Genomic DNA, 23,615 nt, shown 5'->3' on the forward strand with positions numbered 1-23,615 from the left:
CTGAAGCATGCAGATTCCTTCAGGCGTTTGTAGGCGAGAAAGGCGTTCTATAGACGCTTGCGAATGATGTCAAAGAGCGCGCTGGATTCGCGCTTTATAGGATCGGGTTCACCCTTCTCCATGGCGTCCCAGTATTTCCAGTTCACCTTCTTCGTTCCGAGTTCGTAATCCATCTGATCCCAGCTGTCCTCCCGAAACGCATAGAAAGCCCAATGCAGATTAAGGCTGTCAGCGGCTTCAAGAACATCCTTCAGATATTCGCCACAACCGGGAATCGTTCTGGCGCAGCCAAATTCTCCCATCACCATCCGATTAATCGGGATTCCCGACTTTTTCGCCCAGTTAATGGGTTGTGAAATATAGGCGGCTAGTTGCTGCGGGCCCCAATGCGACGTTTTCTCCCCAAATGGAATATCGCCTGGATACACATAGCGGTCTTCTCTATTAATGTTGGGAGAGCTGGTAAAGTCATAGGGCTCATACATATGGAAGGAATAAAGAATGTTTGAATCTTCGAGCCCGGATGGCCAATAGGAAAAAGCATCCGCAGCAGCGTACCAGCCGGCATCCAGCATCACCGGCACGCTCTGATCAACCTGTCGTATCGTTTTGACCAATGATTGATAGAACAAACGCAGGTCACGCGAGCTTCCCTGACTCTTCTTATACCACTGCGCCATTGCGTCAGAATCGGCATGCTCTTTCAGGTCGCTATTACGTTCCGGCGCGGGTTCGTTGACGAGGTTGAAGGCTGCAATGGCCGGATGCCCTTTCAAGGCTGTCGCGAGATCTTTCCAGAAGCGATTGGCGTCGTTCCAATGATTTTTGTCCGACCAGATCCTGTCATCAAAAACGTCATTATTGTTCTGCGACCAGCGCATATTGGGCAAAGACAATGGAGCAATGACCACTTTCAGATTCGCCTTGTGCGCCCGGTCCAGAACCTGCTTCAGTTGCGCCAGATCGGCGCTGTTCAGGGATTGGTAATGATCCGCATCGCCGATCAGAAAGTCCCGACCTTCAGAAGGCCACTTGTCATATGCCAACCTAACCCAGGTCGCGCCATAGGCAGCGAGAGCGTCAAAGTATTCCTGAGTCGGTGGAAGCCGGTTAAAGCTGTTTGCGCCATGCTGTGGGGAATCCCAGAAATTCGCCGTTTCAGCTCTGATGAAACAGGAAAATAGAATGAGTGAAATAAATACAACGCGTCGAAGCACCAATTAAAATCTCCATGTTTTTAAAATAGGGCGACAATAAAGAGCGAAAGATAGAAGAATTCTCCCTATTTAAATATCGGTATTTCTGCTGCTTCTTGGCGAAAATTCGCCAGGATCTACTCATTTTTATTAACTGTCAGCAATAAATGAAAACCGGAGGAAGAATTGAAACATAATGTCATCTTTATCAAGTCGGGAATGCTTGTCAGGGGATTACAGGAGAGGATCTAGCGGAATGACTACGGTTGGAAATGCTTTATGACTTTACTCTATCAAGCCCAACCGTTTATTTGTCGCTTTTTTTCCCAAATTTAGGCTTTCCAGCCTTTGCAAGCAAACCGACGATTGTTATCACAAGCATCGCAACAAAAGTGTATTGCCCTAATACCTGAAAGATCCCCCAGGCCAGAGCCGCCGCCACTAGACAGCCCACCAGGAATAATAGATTTTTCGCCATTATGCATATCTTGTTGATGAAACTTTCGCCATTACATAAATAATATACGATAAGGATTCCAGAGGCTGCCGTTATCGACGTTGAAAAAGTAGAGCGCCTGCGCTTGGAAGTATAATCTTCAGAGGTCGAACAGCCATTTTATGATAAGATCGGAAACTATAGAATATAACAGATCAATTAAGTAACTAAGACAGGTATCGGATGGATTATTCAGAAGAGAGAGCAACGCTTCATGATAAAGAAAAACTAGCCGCTCTCTATGTGAGATCACTCAAAGAAAGCTTAACGACTATAAACCGTTTCAATCCAGAAAATTTAAACCAACAATTTCTGGAATATTATGATGACTTTTGCTTTACAAAAATACTGGTAAAAAGTGAAATTGTTGGCTTATATAGCACTAAAAACATGCCCGACCACATTTGGCTAGTTCACTTATATATTGATCCTAAATATCAATCGATGGGCATTGGGACCAACATTCTGAACAACATCATTCGAGAAGCTAAAGAAAAAATGCTTCCTGTGCGACTAGCCACGATAGAAAAAAGCCCTGCCAATAATTTTTACATCAAAAATGGCTTTAAGCTGGATTATTCGGAAGACACCAACAATCACTACATCTATGAAGATTTGTAGGCCGTAAACGTCGCGCCTCCCAAAAAGCAGATCATTTGCAGCCATTCCTTTGGTAAACGCATTACCTGTTTTCAGAACATGCGGGAGGCCGTACGCAAGTACGCCACTCGGGCCGCCGAAAAGCTCCGAAAGAAGCAGCGTGCCTCCTTCGTTACCACGTTTATCCAAACCGGCATACTGAACCGTGCCACACCAATGCAGCAACCGTAAACCCGCCTTTTCCTTCTGACGATACCCGCGATTTTATTGAACTTGCCAGAATGTTAGTGGAAAGGACCTGGCAGAATAGCTACCACTATTTGAAAGCTTGAGTTCTGGAGGGGGCGTCAGTGTATGAAGAAGAAATAAGGTGCTGTTAATCGCTAGATTTAGTCGTTTCAATTATTACTATTGGAAGTTGCTGCAACTCTAATAAATCCTAAGACCGATAGTATATTTTTTCTTTCAAAGTAAAATGCCTCCCGCCCGCGCTTTGTCTTCAATAAGCGCCCAGGATAGTTGTATAAAGGAATCACTGCCTTCATGGCTAAGAACACAACACTCGTAAATTTGAGAAGCCCTGTTACTAAAGGAAGTAGCGGCATCATCGCTGGATTTCCTGATGTTCTGGTCAAATCCCACCGGACACTTTCTTTAGAGAGTTTTCATAATTAACCGGCGACATATCATTGTTCGCCGTATGCAGTCTTTCGAGGTTGTAATACCTCATGTAGGCTGCGACATCCTGCTTCATGTGTTCCCGGGTGGGCTGGGGGATTTTTAATATCCAGTCATGCTTAAGGCTACCAAAAAAGCGTTCAACCACCGCATTGTCCCAACAGGCTCCTACATCGCCCATACTTGCCCTGATTTCATACTTTTCCAGCAGTTTTCGATAATGTCCGCTGGTGTACTGAGAGCCCCGGTCACTATGGAATACCAGGCCCTTGGGCGGCTTCCGCAAATTGTAGGCCTTGATCAGCGCCTGGCTGACCAGGCTCGTTGTCATGCGCTTATCGATGCGCCACCCGACGATCCTTCGGGAATATAAATCCATGACAATGGCCAGATATATCCAGCCTTCTCCTGTTTTCAGATAGGTCACGTCGCCAGCCCAAACCTGATTGGGCGCGGTAGGATTAAAATTCTGATTCAACAAGTTATCCGCCACCGCATGATGGTGTTTGCGCCTTGTAGTGGCTTTGTAAGCAACGCGTTGCGTGACCTGAAGACCAAGCCGCCTCATGAGCTTGCGAACCCGGTAGCGTCCCACCTGAAAGCCTTCTTCGCGTAGCTTCTTCATCATCTCTCGACTGCCCAGACTGCTTCGAGAAGCGTTAAACAGTCGCTTCATTCGCCGATGCAGATGCAGCTCATCAAACCGGATCACCGGCGCGGAGCGCCGTCGCCAGGCATAGAATGCTGATCGACTTGCACGCAGAGCCCGGCAAAGCACTTTCACAGGGAAGCGATTCGACTCTGCCTGAATGAAGGCGAACTTTATTTCATTTCTTTCGCGAAGAAGGCCGAAGCCTTTTTTAGAATTTCCTTTTCCATGCGCAGCTCTTTGTTTTCTTTGCGAAGCCGTTTTAACTCGGCGCGCTCGTCTTCAGCCAGAACCTGATTTTCAAGTTGAGCTTCAATCTTTTCCTTCCACTTGTAGAGCATATTGGCGCTAATGCCGAGGGATTTAGCCGCTTCTGGGACGGAATAACCTTGGTCGCGCACCAAGGAAACGGCCTCTTCTTTAAACTCTTTTGTATACTGCTTATACGACTTTTTCTGACTCATGCTGACACCTTAATCGTTGACGGGTATTGTCTCTTATTAATGTGTCCGGGACTATTAGACCACTACATTCCCATAGCTTCGTGGTTTCCCTTTCAAGAAACTCATGCGCTCCTTCCCAAACCATCGCAATGAGAAAATAGTGATTATCAAGAATGGCCCTACGGGAATAAATCAGCACAGGAGAATGATGCGTAGGTGGTTTTCTCCTGCTTATATTACTCAATCGCCTGATATTCCAGAGGCTATCTAGTTAAAACAACAATCGTCCGTATGGAGATACAAAGAAATACGATTATTAGTAGAAAACAAAGCCAATAACGGAATGGCCTTTGCCTTCTTTCAAAGGCGGCAGAAAAAAAGTATGCCTTCCCAGATTTATGGGTAGAGTAAAGATCATAAAGAGAAACGAAAAAAACAACTACTGCTGCAGGAATGTAGGCCATAGTCACTGAAGCGCTGCCCATATTCACCGCCCCAAAGGCTACATTATAAGAAACGACAAAAGCGATATTGGCTGTAAGCAGCGGTTTTAGCATAGTTTCAAGCTTGCATTCAGATTAGGGCTCATCGGTACATCAGTCGATTATAGCCAATCATAGCTCCACGACTCTGGGGATTGCTGTAGCTCATACTGATAAGGCCACATAGTGTCGAAGTCAGGCAAATTGCACTATATGGTGAGTAATTGAGCCTATTTTTCTGCCATGAGAGCTGGAAATGGCACTCAATATCTCAAATTCGCTGCAATACCCACAATGCCATGGTTTCCGGGAATTATCTGCTACAGAGTATTTCCCTAAGATCGTATTTCAAGCAATTTCCTGCCGCTTTAATAAAACCTCAAGCAAGAAACGAAGGGAGATTCCCCCTAGTGCCCGGCCCTCTGAATGTTTGCCCAAGAAAGTCGAACGCGTCTTTCAGCAACTTATATAGATTACACATATAATCCCTCTAACAAACAGGAGGATGCGTGATGCCTGAATATCCTGACATTACCGTGTATATCGATGCGTTGGAGCGGCGGGTTCTTGGGCGGGTGTTGGAGTCGGTGGAGTTGCATAGTTATTTTTTGTTGCGGACGGCGGAGCCGTCTTTGGAGACAGTGGTTGGCGCGCGAGTGACGCAGTTGCGGCGGATTGGTAAGCGTATCGCCATTGGCTTTGATAATGACGTCTGGATGGTGTTTCACCTGATGATCGCGGGGCGGTTGCATTGGCGCGAGGCGGGTAAGAAAGCGCCGGGGAAAACTGCGTTGATCAGCTTGCAGTTCTCTAATGGCGTTCTGTTTTTGACGGAAGCAGGAACGAAGAAACGCGCTTCGCTGCATCTTGTCAGAGAGGAAGCAGGCTTGGCGCAGATCAATCCGGGCGGTCTGGAGATATTGGAGTCGGACCTTGCCGCGTTCCAACAGGCGTTGACTCGCAATAACCACACATTAAAAAGCGCGCTGACTGATCCGCATATTTTCAGCGGCGTCGGCAACGCCTATTCCGATGAAATTCTGCATGCGGCCCGACTGTCTCCCATCGCGCAAACACAAAAGCTGAGTCCAGAAGAAATTGAGCGGCTGTATCAGGCGTGCCGCACTTGTTTGACCACCTGGACGCAACGCTTGCGCGACCAGTATGGCGACGCCTTTCCGGAAAAAGTCACCGCCTTTCGCGAAGACATGGCGGTGCATGGTCGTTACAACCTTCCCTGCCCGGTCTGTGGCGGGGCCGTACAACGCATTCGCTATGCGACCAACGAGACCAACTATTGCCCCGACTGCCAGACGGAAGGACGCTTACTCGCGGACCGGGCGTTGTCCCGTCTGTTGAAAAAAGACTGGCCCAAAAGCGTTGAAGAGCTGGAGAAAATTCGCGGCAATAACGATCACTGATTTAAGCCGCCATGGCCGCCAATCGGTCGTTGGGGTCATTGCCAAAACTTCTCGGTCGGCTAAACTTTCGGCATGGATTCACCATTAACCAGGCTTCGCCCGTCTCCGCAGGGCAATGACCCAATAACAAGGACTCAGTATGCTGCAAGACCAGTTCGCGCCCAATTGGACGCTAACCCCTACATCCGGACTGCAAATCAACACCACCGCCATTTCCGCCAACGGCGCGCAACTTATCACCGGCACTTCCTCCGAATATGGAGAAAGTAGCGACTTCGCCATTTACAGCTACGCCACCGACGGCTCCGCGCCGTCACTGCAGTGGAGCGATCCACTGGGCGACAACGTCACCCAGGGCGTGTTCTGGGTCGCGGTCTCCGGCAACGGCGCCTATGCGGCCGCCGGCGGACAATACGGCAGCGGCAACGGCTTTCTGCGCACTTACAATGTCGGCGTCGGCGTCTCCAGCCGTCAGGAATTCAGCGTAGACAGCCGCATCAACGAAGTGGAAAGCAGTTACGACGGCTCCACCATTATCGCCGTGGAAGGCGCCAACGCCTTGCTGCTGACCCTCAACGGACAAAGCTATAGCGACTCCCAAACCAACGTCAGCGAATCCTATTTACGCAGTTGCGGCATCTGCAACACCGGCGAAATTGTGGTGGTGGGCGGTGAGCTGGACAGCTATTCGGAGAGCGTCGAATTCGCCCGCGGACGCAAGCCGGCGAAACGTGCGGAGGTCAGCTCCACCGGACTGGTTATCCTCTACGCCAATCAAAGCGGAACCCTGGTGGAATACGGCCGCTTCCATACCGCCACCGGCGTTCTGCGCGTGGTCATCAGCGCTGACGGAGGCTACTTCGCCGCTTCCACCAAGAACGGCTACGTTTATCTGTTCGCCACCCCGGACAGCCCTGTCAGCGGCCTCACGCCCCTCTGGTCCTACACGCCTTCCGACCAGTCTCTGGGACTGACTTACGCCCTGGCCATCGCCAATGTCAACGGACAGGTCTATGTCGGCGCCGGCGGCAATTACGACGGCTCCGGCGCGACCAAAGCCGCCTCTGACAGCCCCGGCTTCGGTTTCGCCTATATGTTGAAGAACGCCGGCGATTCCGGGGAATATTACCCGCAACGCCTGTGGATCAATCAGCTGGAGTATTGCCCCAACCCGGGCATGAATATGGACGCCAACGCGCAGTATGTGACCTCCGCCGACGGCGAGCCCATCTTCAGCGACAGCAACTCTTCGCCGCAGGAAGAAACGCCCGGCAACTTCTATCTGTTTAACGCGCAAACCGGCGAGCTGTACTGGAAATACGCCACCTCGCTGATGAACTGGCCCATGTCCATCAACGCCGAAGGCACCGCCGTCTTCGCCGGCAGCGATGACGGCAGCGTGTATTACTGGGGCAGCCCAGCGCTCTGATTGTTTGAGAAAGGAAGATCAGACCAGCTCAGGGAGTGAGCTTCACCACATTGGGGGCGCTGAATTTCCCGATGATTTCATGTAGATCGGCAGCTTTGGAGAAATAGAATCCCTGAGCGAGGAAGCATTGGTTTTCCTTCAGGAATTTCACCTGTTCGGCGTCTTCCACACCCACCGCCACCACCTTCAGCTTTAGATTATGCGCCATGGAAATCATCGCTTTTACGATTTCCGCATCATCGCCTTTCCTCAGCATGTTGTGAATGAACGACTTATCGATCTTGATGCAGTCGATGGGTAGTTGCTTGAGATTGCTCATGGAAGAATAACCCGCGCCGAAATCATCCACGGTGATACCAAAGCCAAGCCTATTCAAATCGTTGATGCTGCGGTTGCTTTGCTCCAGCTCTTCAATAATGGTGGATTCCGTCAGCTCCAGTTGAATATTGCAGGGCTCATTGCGATGGGCGGCGACAATGCGTCCGATATCCGCGATCAGTCCTTTATCCCGCAATTGGCGCGCCGACACATTAATCGCCACGCCGACATCAGCGAACCCCATCTTGCGCAACTCCTGGGTGGCGGAAATGACTTCGCTGATCACCCATTTCCCCAGCTCCACAATGAGGCCTGTCTCTTCCGCCAGGGGAATAAAATGATCGGGATAAACGATGCCCTGGCTGGGATGATTCCAGCGCAGCAGCGCCTCCAGCCCCACCAGTTTTTTGGTTTCCAGGTCAATCACCGGCTGATAGTCCAGGCGGAACTGCTTCTTGGACAGCCCCTGGATCATTTCCGCTTCCAGCGCCTGCTTCTTCTTGGCTTCCTCATTCATGGAATGAGAGAAAAACTGGATATCGTTGCGGCCATTACGCTTGGCCTGATACATGGCGGTGTCTGCGTTCTTCAATAACTCATCCAGCTCCACGCCATCGTCAGGCGCAATGCTGATGCCGATACTGGCGCCGACAAAATATTCTTTTCCGGCGAACTTGAACGGCTGGTTCAAGGTCCGCCGAATGCCCTGCGCCACACGCCGGGCGTCGGCATGCCCCCTAATATCCGACAGAATCACGGTAAACTCATCGCCGCTGATGCGCGCCACCGTATCGTTCTTGCGCACGTTCTGTTTGATGCGCGCGGCCACGGTTTTCAGCACTTCGTCACCAGCGTCATGGCCGTAGTTATCGTTGATCTCCTTAAAGTGATCGATGTCGATAAACATGAGGGCGATCATAGACTTGTCGCGCACGGCCCGGGTAATGGCGTTTTCCAGGCGCAGCTTGAACAGCAGCCGGCTCTCCAGTCCCGTCAGGTGGTCGTAAAACGCCAACTGCTCCATCTCATCCTTGCTCTTTTTCAGCAGGGTAATGTCTTCACAGGTCACCACATAGTGGCTGACTTTTTCCGGCGCGGGACGAAATACGCCATAGTTGCGCGCCGCCTGTTCATAAATGGGGAAAATGGAGATCTGCACCCAGTACTGATTGCGCGAGGCGTCGTAACAGTGCAACTCATCGCGGATCATTGGTTCCGGCAACTCACGGAAATTGATCTGATCAAGACGCGGAAAACAAACACGCTCTTCCAGTGAGGATATGTGTTTGTCGAACACCTGCATGCGATCGTAGCCGGACATCGCCAGAAACGCGTTATTCACGTAGACGATAATGCCATCCGCATTGGTGATGATGACGCCGCTGCGACTGCTATCCACCGCTTTGGACAGAAGACGCAGAGACAGCTCGCGCTGCTCCCTCTCCGCTATCTCCAGCTTCAATTCCTGATTGGCCTGCGCCAGGGCCTCGGTTCTCTCCTCCACTCGGGCTTCCAGCGCATGGTTCAGTTTGTACAGCGCCTGCTCTTTTTCTATCAGGGTTTGCGTCTGCTCGTACAGCGCCTCATTGGCCTCACGCAGTTGATGAGTGTGCAGCTCAACCCGGTTTTTAAGCCGGTTGTTAAACGTCACCAACAGAAAGATTCCCACCGCCCCGGCGATCACCACCAGACCGCCAATCCACAGCGCCGTGTGCAACACCAGCCTGGCGTCATTGCGGTCAGGTTCGAAGACAAACCCCTCCAGCCTGTAATCTTTGGGCGCCATGTCCAACGCGACGAAGGTGTCCGCGATATGCCGCCAGCGCCCCGGGTTCATATGCCCGACCTCCACCAGCTTGGGCACGATCAGATCAATGGTTTCCCGGGCTTCATACACCAGTTCATCGTATTCTTTGCGAGAGTTATATTTGCCTTGCAGCAAACGAATGATCTCTTCCGGGTTGTCCACCGCATAACGCCAACCTTCAATCGTGGCTTCGCGGAAACGCGCCACCTCTTCGGTATCGCTCATCGCATGATTTTCAGTGGTGAAAAGGGTGTCGCCGTAGAAATCGATGCCGTAACTGCGCGGGTCCATGATGTTGTAAGCGATCTGACGTTTACGCAGCTGATACGGCAGGTCAGTCACGTAGCCCACCATGGCGTCCACGCGGTGCTCCACCAGATCGTTGATATTGAAAGACAATGGCATCTGTTTGATCTGAGAGAGCAGCACGCCTTCTTTGCGCAGGATGCCAATGGTGTTGGCGCCGTATGGCCCATGGGGAAACATGACGCGTTTATCGATCAGATCCTGCGGACTGAGTATCTCCGACTCCGCCAGACTCACCAATACCAGAGGCGAATGCTGGATCATCACCGCTACGGCGGTAACCGGCGCGCCCTGCAAGCGGTAAAGCAGCAGTTCAGAATTGGCGACGCCGAAGTCCGCCCTGCCCTCCACCACTTCGTCGATAGGATTAATGTCCGGCGCCGCCTCGCGCAGGGTCACGTCAAAACCGGCTTTCTGATAGAAACCTTTTTCGATGGCGGCGTAAAAGCCGGCGAATTGGAATTGATGCAGCCACTTCAACTGCACAACGACAGGGGTAAGTTCTGATTCCGCCGCCCCACTGATTCTCGTGATCAGGCAAAGAACCAGAAAGCATATCGTCCGGACACGGCCAATAGGAGAAGATGAGTTCGGCATCTATGGCATTACCACCGGTTGTTTTCGGATGAAACGCGACGCCCGAAAAGCTGCTGTAACGCAACCCAATCACGGTTGACCGGAATTATCTCTTTAAGCTTAGTAGATAATGTTCCCGAGCACGTTGGATTTCCATATCTATGACACATTTTTTCACCTGTGGGGCGAATATTTTACTTCCATGATCGCCCTCATACTGTTTCAGTCAGTTTGATTATTATCCCAACAGCAACAAAAGTCCGGTCTATAGTTAAATTTCAGGCGATATTTTTTCATTCAACTCCCACATGGAAACGAAACGCCACTCCCTCTCTCTTGAAGCCGCCTGATCCGCAAAACAATAAAGCAGAGGTATATATACGATGAGCGTATTAAAACGGTTGTCTTGGCTAACATTCCTTTTAGGTTTTTCTCTCTTCGTCGGCGCCAAAGAACTGGCCTTTCTCATTCCCGGGGGCGAAGGCGGCGGTTGGGACACTACCGCCCGAGAGACCGGCGCGACGATGCAGACTATCGGCCTGGTGGATGGCGTCAAGTTCACCAACCTGTCTGGTGGCGGCGGCGGACGCGCCCTGGATGATCTGGTGCGTAACGCGCCCAAGTACTCGGAAACCCTGATGGTGCAATCCACGCCATTGATATTGCGTAGCCTGACCGGGGTGATCGACAAAGACTTTCGCGACATCACGCCCATCGCTACGGTGATTGCGGAGTATCAGGTGGTGGCGGTGAAAGCGGACTCGCCGATTCAATCAGTGTCGCAACTGGCGGACCTGATTCGGGACCATGCCGCGAAAAATCCGATTATCGGCGGTTCATCCAAGGAAAGCCTGGACCACATTACCGCCGCGCTCCTGCTTAAATCCGCCGGCATCGGTATTGATCAAATGCGTTATGTGCCCAGCGACGGCGGCGGCGACGCCCTGGAGAAGCTATACAAAGAAGTAGGCGTCGCCCTGGTGACCGGACTGGGAGAAGTGGTCAACGATTATAAGTCAGGCAAACTGCGCCTGCTCGGCGTCACCAGCGACGAACGCCTGGAAGGCTTTGACATCCCCACCATGAAGGAGCAGGGCTACGATCTGGTTTTCGCCAACTGGCGCGGCTTCTTCGGAACCCCCGGCATGCCCGCGCAGGACATCGCCCAATACGCCGATATGCTGGAGAAACTGTCGCAAAGCGATCAATGGAAGCAGGTGAGAAGCAAATACGGATGGTCCAACTTTTATCATCGCGGCGACGCCATGCAGCGTTTTCTGGAGAATCAGGAAAAAGATATCCGCGAAGTGTTGCTGAGCCTGGGCGTTAAGGTGCGCTGATTTTCCCGATCGGGCTTATTCAAGCGCCGACAAACGTCGGCGCTGTAGCGATGGAAATGTCTCTTTAGCGACTATCTATCCTTGGCGACGGACTTTCGCCACCGCCTCGATTTCCACCAATGTGCCCGGCGACGCCAGTGAGGCGACGCCCACGCCGGTCAGCGCTGGCCTGACGGTTCCCAGATAGTTGGCGAGAATAGGCGCCACTTTCGCCATGTGATCCGCCAGCTCTCCTCTGACATAGATGCGCACTTGCAGCAGGTTATCGACGGAAGACCCCGCTTCCTTCAGCACGATGTTCAGGTTCTCCAGCGCATTCGCTGTCTGGGCTTCAATCGTATCGTTTTTCAGTTCGTAGTCCGCGTCCCAGTCCACTTGTCCGGACACAAACACCCATCCTGACTCCGTATCAACCGCCGCCTGCGACAGCCCAAAAGGCGAACCGTCATACAGCGCGCTGGGGTTCACTTTATTAATGCTCATAAAGACCTCTAAAACCGACTAATAGTGTGCAGTCAGAGTAGAGCTTCAGAGGCGACCGAGCGATCAAGCTGCCGTTGTAACCGATACAAGCGCCAATGGATTGACCGATACGATCAGGCGCGGGAAAGGCGCTGTTTCACGGTACCGAGCGCCCACATGATCAGGGGATCGTTCCTGGCGCTGGGATGATAGGCCGCCACCACTTCGTATCCCGGCGGATATTTGCTGAGAGGAATTTCGAATAAGCCTGCACAAGGCAGCAGCCGCGACGGCAAAAAGGCCACCATATCCGTCGCCTGCAAATATTCCTGGGCGATGTGGAACGACGGCGCTGAAATCGTCACGTTACGGCGCAAACCCTGCTGCTCAAACCAGGCGTCCGCCGACCCGGCGAAACCGCCAGTTCCTGGCGAGGTGACAATAAAGTCACGCTCCACCAGCCGCTCCAGAGCAATCTCTCCCTCGCCCGCCAACCCCGCGTCGGCGGAGACGCAGAGATATCTTTCCGTGAACAATGGCTCAGACTGCAGGCCTTCCGGCACATAGCCATGGGAGGTGAACGCCAGATCAATCTCCCCTTGCCGCATTTTCCGGGTCAGACTGGCGCTCTCGATATTGGCGACCACGACTTTCACCTTGGGCGCGGCTTCTCGTAATTCCGCGATCAGCCCTGTCACAATCACTTTCTGGGTGTAATCCGTGGCGGAGATCACCAAGGTTCTTTCCACCTTCGCCAAAGAAAACGCCTCCGGCGCCGGAATCGCGTGCAGATGGGTCAACACCTGCTGGATATGCGGCTCGATCAGTTTGGCGTAAGGCGTCGGAGCCATGCCATGGCCGGTGCGCACGAATAACGGGTCGCCCAGAATGTCCCGCAGTTTTTTCAGCTGTTGACTGATCGCCTGCTGGGACAAGTCGAGGGACTCCGCTGCGGCGGAGATATTGCCGATGCGATACAATGCGTCCAATGTCCGCAGATGGTGGATTTCCAGTTTTTCGATCATGCATGCCTCAACAGAATCCGGGACGCCGTCGCCTGAGCAACGGATCTGAAATACCTGCCTGATTGTATGTGCATGGCGCGGGGTTGGCGACGCATAACTCGAAAATCCCCCAAGAACTGGCAAACTGAAATTGAGTTTGTCCCTGTGATCGTTTAGCTTCGTCCCAACTTTCACAGAGCAGTACGCACCGTGATAACGCACCTTTGGGTCAAAGAAGGATAAGTGTTTGAAAGATATACTGTCTTATCTCAATGAAGAACAGTTCAAAGCCGTTAGCGCCACCGAGGGAGCCACTCTGGTTCTGGCTGGCGCCGGCTCAGGCAAGACCCGCGTGGTCACCTACAAAGCCGCACACCTTATCCTGAATAAAAAAGCGCCGCCGAAATCCATTATCCTGGTGACCTTCACCAACAAGGCCGCGAATGAGATGCGATCAAGGCTCAGCGAGCTGATTGGCCCCATCGCTAAAATCATCCATATCGGCACCTTTCACAAGCTGTTCCTTGAGTTGATCCTGAAACCCAGTTCCGATCGCCCCGTCACGCAGAAATATGGATACAACCAGACAACGCGGGTGATCAGCGAACATGAGGCCAGAAGCTTCATCGAGTCATTCTGGTCCAACCTGGGCGAGGAACAGCAGCGCTTTGTCGCCCGCAACGGCATCTCTCTCAATGAAGTTCTCGCCTGTCTGTCCCGCGCCAGAGCCAACGGTTTCGGCTCCAACGACTATGCGCCGCCCATGGAGCTGACCAATCGTGAACGCATGATCGATCGCATCATGATTGCGCTGTGGAAAAACCTGGACGAGGAAAAAAGAAAGCTCAACGCCATTGATGCGGACGATATTCTCTATATCGCCTGCCACGTGCTGAAAGAAGACGCTGAGTTGCGAGACGCGCTGCAATACCATTTGAAGCACTTCATCATAGATGAGTTTCAGGACTGCAATTACCTGCAGTTTGAAGCCATACGCCTGTTGGCCTCTAACTCCGTTTCCATCACCGTCGTCGGCGACGCCAAGCAGTCCATCTACCAGTTCCGGGGCTCGGAGCCGTCGGTTTTCCAAGCGTTCCTGGAAGCGTACGAATCTCCCAGCGTCTGCGTGCTGGACACCAACTACCGGTCCTTGAACAAACTGGTGCAGCTCAGTAATAAGCTGGCTGACAGCATGCCTCATCGCCTGCAGGAAGACATCGCCATGCGCGCCCACAGAAGCGGCGACGGGACGGTGCAGTTCGCGTCGCCTATCAATGTCGTGACTGAGTCAAACGAAGTCGCCGCGAGTATTCAAACGCTATTGAACGCAGGGACGTCGCCTGATGAGATCGCCGTTCTCTACAGGGAGAACAGCCAGCGTCTGCATATCGAACAGGCGCTGATCGCCCGCCGCATCCCTTACTTGGTTAATGAAGGCGTTCCGCTGTTGCGCAGGCGCGGTCCGCGTATGCTTTTGAGTCTGTGTCTTGCGCCCTCCAGCAGCGAAAGTCCGTTGGAGGAGAAGAACCTGGAGTACGTCCTCAATAACAGCCGGATTAATCTGCAATGGCGACACAAGAAATCCGGCAAATATAAAGACGAAGCGATCTTCAAATATCTGCAGTTTATTTCCGACGCCGATGGCAGTCTCGGCGAAAAGGCGACGGACATCATTCGCGACGTGCGCCTGATCAAAAAGCTGAATCACTGTCCGCCATCGCAAGCGGAAGAGCAGTTATGGGAAATACTGCTGCGCCACACTTATTTCAGCCGGGAGGGCATGGAGAGCCTGCCCGCCAAAGTGGTGATTCAGCAGTTATTGGACGGCTTGAAGAAAGGCGTCCCTCTGGAACAAAGCGCCGAGGAACTGCTGAAAATAAACAGCGATAAAACCGAGTCGGATAAAATTCATCTGATGACCATTCATGCCTCAAAAGGCGCTGAATTCGATACGGTCTTCCTGATCAATGCAACCCAATCCGAGCATAAAGAGAGAGAGGAAAACAGGGAGGAGGAACGCCGGGTTTTCTATGTGGCGCTGACACGGGCCAAAAGCAGACTGCATATCTCCTGCCCGCAATATAACGAACGTGGGCTACCTCTGCAGCCTTCGCCCTATATTGCGGAACTCAGGCGCGTTTAGAAGCCCTTCGAGGTAATGGATAGAGGCCTGCGGCTTATTTTCGTTAAATTCAGGAATAACTATGTCATACGAAATTTTTTTTCAGAAATTCAAAAACGGTGAGGCCGGTGTCATTCCGTTTGAAGAAATAAATGCCGTACTAAAAAATTATGGTGAGATTATCGAAGACGATGGCGACTTTGAGTTTGTCTCGAAGGTTGGCGAAATCTGTGAAAGTGCATACTTATTCGGTGAATCCCGCGACGCCATTTCCGGGATAGTTTTTTTAAGACCCATGCAGCATGAACTCCTGCCCAAAATTATTTTTGATTTACTATCCATAGAAAACACCTGCTTTTTTGGTCCCGGTTTAGACTATCTTCAAGCAAGAACTGACATTTCTTCCCAGCTGCCTGAGTCATTACTTGAAGGCGCAGAGTCAGGCCTGCAAATCATAGATTCGGCTTTCAATTCATGGCCGTTATCATAGAGGGGCTATTTTCTATTCTTCAGTCATTCGCACTTTAAATGCATACGTATACCTAAACATAGCGCTCCCCATCGAACTTTCGCCGTCCGGGGGATACACTGATGCTTTCGCAGAGATCCAAATTATCCATTAGTAGTTACAGAGAAACGCGCCATGTCGACGCCTATCGCTTTGGACCTGCGGCGTTATTCGCCGGAAAAGCAATGCCATAGCCATGATTATCACCAGCTGGTGCTGCCGCTCAGCGGTCGCCTGGAGCTGGATGTGGCGGGCCACGGGGCGATGGTGGACCGGCGCACTGCGGCGGTGATCGAAGCGGGACGGGATCACGCTTTCGCCGGCGGCGAGGATAACCGCTTTGTGGTGGCGGATCTGCCGGTGGCCATGGAGCCTGCGCTGGGGCGTCTGCCTGCGTTCATCGAGCTGGACCCAGGATTGCGCTCCTATGTTCACTTTATCGCGATGGAGCTGGGTCACGGACACCTGGGCGAAGCATCCCGCGAGCGCATACTCGGCTTATTGCTGCAGTTGCTTCGGGAGCGCTATGGCGCGGCGTTGAATCTGGACAAGCGTCTGCACGCCGCCCGCGACTTTCTGGACGCACACCTGGGCGACACGATCACCCTCGATCAAGTCGCCAGCGCAGCGAACCTGAGCCGCCGCCACCTCTCAGATCTATTCAAAAACGCATTCGGTATGACGCCGATGGATTATCTGCGAGACAAACGTATGCGACTGGCCCTGGCGCTGTTGGAAAACAGCCAGCTCAGCATGCAACGGATAGCGCTCGATACCGGTTTTCAGAATCAGGCCGCTTTCAGTGACCGTTTCAGACGTCACTTCGGTAAATCCCCCAAGCATTTCCGCCCGCGCGAGAAAAACTAGCGCCGCAGCGACGAATTTTTCCCTGCGGCAAAACGCTAAGCTGACGTTTCCGAACCTTTTCTCTTATTCAACGAAAAACCTCATACAACGGAAAAAAGAAACGTCATGAACCGACAAGCCGCTACGTCCATAGGATTCACCGCCGTCGTCTTATGGGGCGCACTGGCGCTGTTCACGCGCTGGAGCGCAGGCATTCCTCCCTTTCAGTTATTGGCGATGACTTTTGGCATCGCCGCCTTACTGATGCTGGGTAAAACCGTGGCGCAGGGAGGCAGTCTGCTGCGCCTGTTGCGCCAGCCTGCGCGCGCCTGGTTGTTGGGCGTGGGCGGGCTTTTCGGATATCACCTGTTTTACTTCATCGCGTTGAATCAGGCGCCGGCGGTGGAAGCCAGTCTCATCGCCTATCTCTGGCCGCTGCTGATCGTCTGTTTCTCTGCAGTGTTGCTGAAAGAGGCTGCGGGAAAAGCGCTATGGCTGGGCGGACTGCTGACGCTGGCGGGCTGCTGGGCATTACTGTGGCGTCCCGGCGCAGGCTTCGATGTGCGTTACTTGAGCGGCTACGGCGCCGCGCTGCTCTGCGCCCTGATCTGGTCGCTGTATTCGGTGTTGTCCCGCACTCTGGCGGCGGTCCCCTCTGATGCAGTGGGGTTGTATTGCCTGGGCGTGTCAGTGCTGGCGGCGTTGTGCCATGGCGCGCTGGAAGAAACCGTCTGGCCGCTGAGCGGCGGACAATGGCTCGGCGTGATTGGTTTGGGGCTGGGCCCGGTGGGGATTGCGTTCTTTACCTGGGACTATGGCGTCAAACGCGGCGATATTCAGCTATTGGGAGTCTTATCATACGCCGCGCCGCTGATTTCCACGCTATTGTTGATCGCCTTCGGCGAAGCGGAATTCACGGTAACGGTGTTGCTCGGGTGCGGTCTGATTGTCGGCGGCGCCTTGCTGGCGTCCCTGGGACCGGCGCTGCTGCGCAAGCCGGCCCCGCAGACTTAGGCGCGGACTGCCCACGCCCAGGGCGTCACCATTTTCCGGGAGGCGCCTGATAAGACAAAATTGCGTCGAGCAGCTGCGCCGGGTTTTCTTTGATGATCAGGGCGTCGATATAGCCCTGACTCAGGAAGCGTTCGTCCTGCATGTGACGGATAAAGTCGAGCAGTTTGTCGTAGTAGCCAAAGGCGTTATAAAAACAGCTTGGCTTGCTGTGATAACCCAACTGGCTCCAGGTCCAGACCTCGAAGATTTCCTCCAGGGTTCCGGCGCCGCCGGGCATGGCGATAAACGCGTCTGACAGCTCCGCCATTTTCGCTTTGCGTTCGTGCATATCCGCCACCACGAACAGCTCGGTCAAACCGGTATGCTCGATTTCCTTTTCTTTCAGCGCCACGGGGATGACGCCGGTCACCTTGCCGCCCGCCGCCAGCACCGCATCAGCGATAACGCCCATCAGGCCCACATGGCCGCCGCCGTACACCAGCTCGATGGTCCGTCGCGCCAGCTCTTCCCCAAGCGCTTTGGCGGCGTCTTGGTATTCCTCTCTGGCCCCCATACTGGAGCCGCAAAATACTGCTATTCTCACCACTTTCCCCTTATAAATCAGATCGACAGCCAAGCGCCCACACTATAACGCCGATAGGCGCCTCATGCTATTAAGACAACGGCGTAGAAGGCCCGAAATGCACGAGCGCGCAGTGACTAACGAACAGTCAATATAAAGGCGAAAATCCGACGCGGCGGACAAGGTCGACGATCAGGTCTCAATAACGAATGGCGGAGTCCTGCTCATACAGGGCCAACGCAGCTTCCGCCGGCAACGGCGGTGAAAACAGATAGCCCTGCGCCAGATGAATGCCCAGGCTTTCCACTACTTCCAGTTGCTGAATCGTTTCAATGCCTTCCGCCACCACCGCCATGTCCATTTTTCTCGCCATCGCGATAATGCTGGAAAGGATAGCCTGGCCGGCTTCGTCGTCATGCAGGTCGCGCAGGAACGAGCGGTCAATTTTCAGCGTGTTGAAAGAGAATTTTTTCAGATGGCTGAGGGAGGAATAGCCCACGCCAAAGTTGTCCAGAGACACCCTGAACCCCTGGTTGCGCAGCTTGTCCAGGGTCATCGCGCAGCCTTTGCGATCTTCGAACAACGCGCTTTCCGTCACCTCAAACTCAAAGATGTTGCGGGACATGCCGGAATCAACCAGCAGTTGATTGATCTTGTTGAAGACCTCCCCCGTCACCAGTTGCCCGGCGGTGATATTCAGGGAAACGCTCGGTTGCAACTGATACTTCGCTTCCAGAGATTTAACGAACGCGCAGGCGTGTGAAGCCACCAACAAAGTGATGTGATCGATCATGCCGCGCTTCTCCGCCGCCGGCACAAAATCCAGCGGGCTGATCCAGCCGTACTGCTCCGAATACAGACGCGCCAGCGCTTCAAATCCGGTGAGATGACGGGTGCGCAGATCAATGATCGGCTGGAAGCAAATCGTGAACTCATCCCTATCCAGGGCTTTGCTGATCAGGTTATCCATCGCCAGACGGGCCTGCTCGCTGTGCTCCAACTGCGGCGAGAAAAACTCAAAACGCATCTTGCCGTGAGCCTTGGCGGAGTACATGGCGGTGTCCGCATATTTGATCAGATCACTAACGCTGTCGGCGTCGTCCGGGCACATTGCGATGCCGATGCTGGCGCCGATAAAGGTTTCCTGCCCTTCCACTTTGAACGGGGGCCTCAGCTGGTCCAGCACCCGTTGCGCCACCGCCGCCGCGTTCTTACGGGCGCCGATGTTGGGAACGATAATAGTGAACTCGTCGCCGCCAAGGCGGAACAGAATATTGCGCTCCTCATCCGTTTCCTCCAACGCCTCTTCTTCCGAAATCTGATAAATCACATCGGAGGGACGCAATACCGATGAGAGACGACCGGTCACTGCGGTCAGCAAGCTGTCCCCCACCTGATGACCGTAGACATCATTGATCTGCTTGAAGCCGTCCAGGTCGATAAACAGCAGCGCCAGCGATTGATCGCGTTCTTCATTACGCCGCATCAACAGCGCCAGCATATGCGCCATGGCGTGGCGGTTGGGCAAACCGGTCAGGCTGTCGGTGTAAGCCTGGGTTTTCAGCTCCCGCGTGTACTGACGAATCTGTCCCTCCATTTCCAGAAACGCCTGCTGCAGACGCCCTATTTCGCCGCTTTGCAGGCGCAGCGACTTGGCTTTGTCCGGCGCATGGAGAATGTGATAGGTGGCTGTGGCCAGTTCTTTCACCGGTCGCACGATCATGCGATCCATCTGCACGTAGATAAACCAGCCCAGCAGGACGAACACCACCACCAGCACCACGATGGCGGTGAACAGCAACCGATGAAACTCGCTGCGCGCCTCCGAAAACGGCATCGCATTATAAAGACGCCAGTCCCCGAGCAAGGGACGCGAGTCCACCAGATAATCTTCTCCCATCATCCGCGCCATGTATTGACTCGGCCCATCCACGCCTGCGCCGGGAATATTCGACAGCCCGCGCGCCTGCGTTTGGGACAGGCCCGAGGCATAGATCACGCCCCGCCCCCGGCTGGCGATAAAGGTGGCGTCCACTTCCGCCGCATCGCTTCCGGGGTCATGCCGCATTAACCAGTTCATGTCCACGGTGAATTTGAGCACGCCTTTCACTACCTTGTTGTTTTCATAGGCGCCCAGGGAGCGGTCGATCGTGTATAACGCGCGGTAAAACGTCAGGTGGGGTCCGTCGAAGCGTTCCTGGTTGATAAAGTCATAGTAGGTGTTGTAGGGGTCTTGCAACGCCTGCTGGAACAGACTTTCCCCGGCCGGCTCCGCTTCCGGGGAACGGATATCGTCGGCGATGCGGATATCCTCCACGCCGTCAGGCAACAGCAGGACGATCTCCAGATACTCGGGGAACAGCGTGGCGTAACGGCTCAACGCCTTGGCGGACAAGTCATACATGAGGGTGTAACGTTCCTCCCCCATGGACAAATATCGATCCAGCACATCCTCGGAAACCAGCAGGCGCATATTGGCCAGGGTATGCTCCACCGAGCCGTTCACATTGGCCGCCGCCAGGGAGGCGGATTCATCCAGCAAATGTCGGCTGCGGCCTTCCCAAAACGCGGTTAGCTCCACATACAGCGCGGTCGCCAGGCTCAAAAAGCAGGTGAAAGTCGCCACTACCAGCGTAATGATCAACCGCGCGCGTAACTTCATTGCAGAATCTGTTCGAAGCCGAGATTGTGCCAGATGCTCATCATGCGCCGCTTGTATAGCGTGCTTGGCGCTTTATGGGTTCCCATCCTGGGATTGATGGCGGGAAATACGGTCTGATTGGCCAGCAGTTCCTCCGGCAAAATTTTCAATGCTTCTTCATTATAGGTGGCGGAATAGGTGAATTCACAATTGCGGGCGGCGTTGCGGGGTTCGCTGATGAAATTCAAAAACGCATAGGCGGTTTCCGGGTCGGAGGCGTAACGGCTGACGATGAAGTAATCGAACCAGACAATACCGCCCTCTTCCGGCAGACGGTATTCAATATTCGGGTTGAACTGTTTCAGCATCAGCGCATCCCCACTGTAGGCCACGGCGGCCACCGCTTCCCCCGTCACCAGAAGCGATTCGCCGTTGGTCTTGAGCGAACGATAGGTCAGCACATGGGGCTTCTGGGCGGCGATCAGCTCCGCCGCCAGGGTCAGCGCCTGGGGAGATTCGTCATACATGTCGTAGCCCAGGGTTTGCAGGGCGATAGGCAGCATTTCCGTGGCTTGCGGCGTCATCACAATCTTGCCTTTCAGCTCTTCCGCCGGACGAAATAACTGCATGAAACGGGAGATCGGCCGCACCAGATCAGAGCGATAGGCGACGCCCTGCGTGCCCCAGGCATAGGGCGCGACATAACCCACCAACGCCGGTTGATGGCTGCGCCACAGATCATTATTGAATTTGAGATTGGGAACTTCGTTTTCGCTTAACGGCGCGGCCCAGCCCAGCTTGATATAGGCTTCCGCCGTCAGACCGTCCATCAGAATCAGGTCAAAACCCTGGCCGTTGCGCGTAGCCATGACGCGATCGCGCTTCTCTTCGTTCTGGAAATAGCTGAACTTCAGCTTGATATGGTGGGTTTTCTCGAACTCGGCGACAACCTCCGGGTCCAGATAGTCTTCCCAGGTGAAAATGTGCAAAACAGCGTCCGCGTGACTGACGAAACTGAACAGCGACAGCACACTGAAGAAAAAAAGCGCAACCATAGACCGTTTCATCAGACACACGCCTCCCCGCACAAACAGGCTGCATCAGTTTAAAGCAAGCGCACGAGGACGTTAGGGGGGCTCCTGTAAATTCGTGCAAAATCTGCGGCGCATAAATTTGGATGTCCGGCTGGCCGGACAGCTTTCAGGCGATGCATCCGTAACCTGTCAGCTCTTCTGAACATTTATTGAACACGCCCCACCCGCTTACGCGCAACCTGCTGAATTCACGGCGTTAATCATTCTGGCGCAGGATTTGATACGCCCTGAATGCGTTCATGGCAATGACACATACAACACAGAAAAATCCGGCGTGTCTTGTTGCGCGGACAGTCGCGACCAACAGACAACGCTCACCAGGGACGCACGACAACAACTCAAGGGGCCGACTATGAACAGATTCATGACGCTGAAAGGCGCAGTCGTTCTGACTTCCACACTGGCCGCCGGCGGCGCCGGACTGGCCGTGTCTCCCGGGCAGGAGAGCATTGATTTACGCAGTCTCAATGTCGACGCCGCCCAGATCTCCATCTCCGGTTTATCTTCAGGCGCTTTCGCCGCCATGCAGGCGCATGTGGCCTACTCCAAAACCTTCATGGGAGCCGGACTGGTGGCGGGCGGCCCTTATGGCTGCGCGGAGGGCAGTCTGACCCAGGCCGCCGGACGCTGCATGAGCCAGGGAGATTTGCCAGACGCCGACGCCATCGTCAGGCTGACTCAGGCCATGGCGGACGCAGGCAAGATAGATAACGTGGCGTTTTTGCGCGACGACCGCGTATGGATCTTCCATGGTAAGAGCGATCATCGGGTTAGGAGTTCGTCATCACAGCGGGCGGCGGAGGTGTATCAGCGGTTAAGCGGAACTCAGAATGTCTCCGTCAATATTGACCTCGTAGACGCCGGCCACGCCATGCCGACGCAAAATTTTGGCGCCGACTGTACGCTCAGCGACTCCCCCTACATCGGCGACTGTCAGTATGACGCCGCAGGCCTGTTGCTGAACCACATCTACGGCCCTTTATCGCCCCCTGCGTCGGAAAAACCGGAAAACCTGCTGACCTTCGATCAGAGCCTGTTGAGCTATTCGCAGTATCTGGATGAAACCGGCTATATCTACGTTCCCGACGCCTGCCGGGGCGCCCAGGCGGCCTGCCGCGTGCATATCGCCCTGCATGGCTGCAAACAGAATCGCTCGACGTTGCAAGACACCTTCGCCCGCCACGCCGGCTACAATGCCTGGGCGGAGAGTAACCGCATCATTGTGGTGTATCCACAAACCAGCAATGAGCCAATGAACGGCTGTTGGGATTGGTGGGGGTACGCAGACACAGGCCATGACACACTGGACTACCTCACCCAGCAAGGACCGCAGATGCAGTTCATCAAGCGTATTGTCGACCGCTTGACTGGCGAGGAGACAAATGGGTCCGGTTCTGTGGCGGCGGCCTGTTATCGAGAAGAAAATCTTAACCACTCGCTGGCTGGACGGGCGCAGTATTTCTGGGGGCTTTATTACGCGGTGGGGTCTATGGACTATCTTGGGTTTTCACCTTCTCATCGCACCAGTCTGCGTTGCGATAAAAAGGATTACTGTCGATCGATCAATACTTGCATATAGCGAAAAAAAAGCGGCGGCTTCCGTGAGAGGCCGTCGCTTGAT

Annotated in this window: 19 protein-coding genes; 10 read left to right on the forward strand and 9 right to left on the reverse strand. The window is 53.7% G+C overall.

The window, feature by feature from the left end; all coding sequences use genetic code 11:
• Positions 1–47: 47 nt before the first annotated feature.
• Entirely contained in the window at positions 48–1,217 is a 1,170-nt protein-coding gene (locus tag ACQYWX_RS21140; protein WP_431686245.1) for a glycoside hydrolase family 5 protein, read from the reverse strand.
• A 286-nt stretch (positions 1,218–1,503) separates the two neighbouring features.
• Positions 1,504–1,674: a hypothetical protein gene (locus ACQYWX_RS21145; protein WP_431686246.1), complete on the reverse strand. Its 171-nt coding sequence runs from the start codon at positions 1,672–1,674 to the stop codon at positions 1,504–1,506.
• Between the two features lie 201 nt (positions 1,675–1,875).
• Between ACQYWX_RS21145 and ACQYWX_RS21150 the strand changes: the two genes are divergently transcribed.
• Complete coding sequence (locus ACQYWX_RS21150; RefSeq protein ID WP_431686247.1) at positions 1,876–2,313, forward strand: GNAT family N-acetyltransferase; 438 nt, start codon at positions 1,876–1,878, stop codon at positions 2,311–2,313.
• Between the two features lie 78 nt (positions 2,314–2,391).
• Positions 2,392–2,523, forward strand: coding sequence for a hypothetical protein (locus ACQYWX_RS21155; protein ID WP_431686248.1), 132 nt, complete (start codon positions 2,392–2,394; stop codon positions 2,521–2,523).
• Between the two features lie 400 nt (positions 2,524–2,923).
• Here ACQYWX_RS21155 and ACQYWX_RS21160 read toward each other — a convergent pair.
• Positions 2,924–4,083, reverse strand: a protein-coding gene (locus tag ACQYWX_RS21160; RefSeq protein WP_431685671.1) for an IS3 family transposase whose coding sequence is annotated in 2 segments (ribosomal slippage) — positions 2,924–3,819 and positions 3,819–4,083 — 1,161 coding nt in all. Because the reading frame shifts where the segments join, the coding sequence is not laid out codon by codon here.
• Positions 4,084–5,056: 973 nt separating this feature from the next.
• Here ACQYWX_RS21160 and ACQYWX_RS21165 point away from each other — a divergent pair.
• A complete protein-coding gene (locus ACQYWX_RS21165) occupies positions 5,057–5,965 on the forward strand; it encodes an Fpg/Nei family DNA glycosylase (protein WP_431686249.1) in 909 nt (302 codons plus the stop codon).
• 139 nt (positions 5,966–6,104) lie between these two features.
• Positions 6,105–7,394, forward strand: coding sequence for a hypothetical protein (locus ACQYWX_RS21170; protein WP_431686250.1), 1,290 nt, complete (start codon positions 6,105–6,107; stop codon positions 7,392–7,394).
• A gap of 28 nt (positions 7,395–7,422) precedes the next feature.
• Here the strand turns inward: ACQYWX_RS21170 and ACQYWX_RS21175 are convergent, their stop codons facing one another.
• Positions 7,423–10,422, reverse strand: coding sequence for an EAL domain-containing protein (locus tag ACQYWX_RS21175; RefSeq protein ID WP_431686251.1), 3,000 nt, complete (start codon positions 10,420–10,422; stop codon positions 7,423–7,425).
• Between the two features lie 362 nt (positions 10,423–10,784).
• Here ACQYWX_RS21175 and ACQYWX_RS21180 point away from each other — a divergent pair, with 362 nt between their 5' ends.
• A complete protein-coding gene (locus ACQYWX_RS21180) occupies positions 10,785–11,741 on the forward strand; it encodes a Bug family tripartite tricarboxylate transporter substrate binding protein (protein ID WP_431686252.1) in 957 nt (318 codons plus the stop codon).
• A 75-nt stretch (positions 11,742–11,816) separates the two neighbouring features.
• On the opposite strand, the gene ACQYWX_RS21185 is transcribed toward ACQYWX_RS21180, so the two are convergent.
• Together ACQYWX_RS21185 and ACQYWX_RS21190 are read right to left on the reverse strand one after the other, a co-directional pair.
• On the reverse strand, positions 11,817–12,224 hold the full coding sequence (locus ACQYWX_RS21185) for a RidA family protein (protein WP_431686253.1): 408 nt from the start codon (positions 12,222–12,224) through the stop codon (positions 11,817–11,819).
• Between the two features lie 113 nt (positions 12,225–12,337).
• The gene (locus ACQYWX_RS21190) at positions 12,338–13,228 is read right to left on the reverse strand and encodes a LysR family transcriptional regulator (protein WP_431686254.1); all 891 of its coding nucleotides are present in this window, start codon (positions 13,226–13,228) and stop codon (positions 12,338–12,340) included.
• Between the two features lie 226 nt (positions 13,229–13,454).
• Between ACQYWX_RS21190 and ACQYWX_RS21195 the strand changes: the two genes are divergently transcribed.
• The 4 genes from ACQYWX_RS21195 to yddG all read left to right on the forward strand — a co-directional run bounded on the left by ACQYWX_RS21195 (position 13,455) and on the right by yddG (position 17,697).
• Positions 13,455–15,350 (forward strand): ATP-dependent helicase, encoded by a 1,896-nt coding sequence (locus ACQYWX_RS21195; protein ID WP_431686255.1) that lies wholly within the window; start codon positions 13,455–13,457, stop codon positions 15,348–15,350.
• 61 nt (positions 15,351–15,411) lie between these two features.
• Positions 15,412–15,819, forward strand: a complete 408-nt coding sequence (locus tag ACQYWX_RS21200; protein ID WP_431686256.1) for a hypothetical protein — start codon at positions 15,412–15,414, stop codon at positions 15,817–15,819.
• 153 nt (positions 15,820–15,972) lie between these two features.
• On the forward strand, positions 15,973–16,704 hold the full coding sequence (locus ACQYWX_RS21205; RefSeq protein ID WP_431686257.1) for an AraC family transcriptional regulator: 732 nt from the start codon (positions 15,973–15,975) through the stop codon (positions 16,702–16,704).
• Between the two features lie 105 nt (positions 16,705–16,809).
• Entirely contained in the window at positions 16,810–17,697 is an 888-nt protein-coding gene (gene yddG, locus ACQYWX_RS21210; RefSeq protein ID WP_431686258.1) for an aromatic amino acid exporter YddG, read from the forward strand.
• 25 nt (positions 17,698–17,722) lie between these two features.
• Here yddG and ACQYWX_RS21215 read toward each other — a convergent pair whose 3' ends face one another.
• The 3 genes from ACQYWX_RS21215 to ACQYWX_RS21225 form a co-directional block, all read right to left on the reverse strand.
• Positions 17,723–18,280, reverse strand: a complete 558-nt coding sequence (locus ACQYWX_RS21215; RefSeq protein ID WP_431686259.1) for a TIGR00730 family Rossman fold protein — start codon at positions 18,278–18,280, stop codon at positions 17,723–17,725.
• A 178-nt stretch (positions 18,281–18,458) separates the two neighbouring features.
• Positions 18,459–20,921: an EAL domain-containing protein gene (locus ACQYWX_RS21220; RefSeq protein WP_431686260.1), complete on the reverse strand. Its 2,463-nt coding sequence runs from the start codon at positions 20,919–20,921 to the stop codon at positions 18,459–18,461.
• A complete protein-coding gene (locus tag ACQYWX_RS21225; RefSeq protein WP_431686261.1) occupies positions 20,918–21,967 on the reverse strand; it encodes a polyamine ABC transporter substrate-binding protein in 1,050 nt (349 codons plus the stop codon). Before ACQYWX_RS21225 ends, ACQYWX_RS21220 begins: the two co-directional genes overlap by 4 nt.
• A gap of 379 nt (positions 21,968–22,346) precedes the next feature.
• Between ACQYWX_RS21225 and ACQYWX_RS21230 the strand changes: the two genes are divergently transcribed.
• Positions 22,347–23,573, forward strand: coding sequence for an extracellular catalytic domain type 2 short-chain-length polyhydroxyalkanoate depolymerase (locus tag ACQYWX_RS21230; protein WP_431686262.1), 1,227 nt, complete (start codon positions 22,347–22,349; stop codon positions 23,571–23,573).
• Positions 23,574–23,615 lie beyond the last annotated feature (42 nt).

The organism is Hahella sp. NBU794 (assembly GCF_050749805.1).
Taxonomy (GTDB): Bacteria; Pseudomonadota; Gammaproteobacteria; order Pseudomonadales; family Oleiphilaceae; genus Hahella.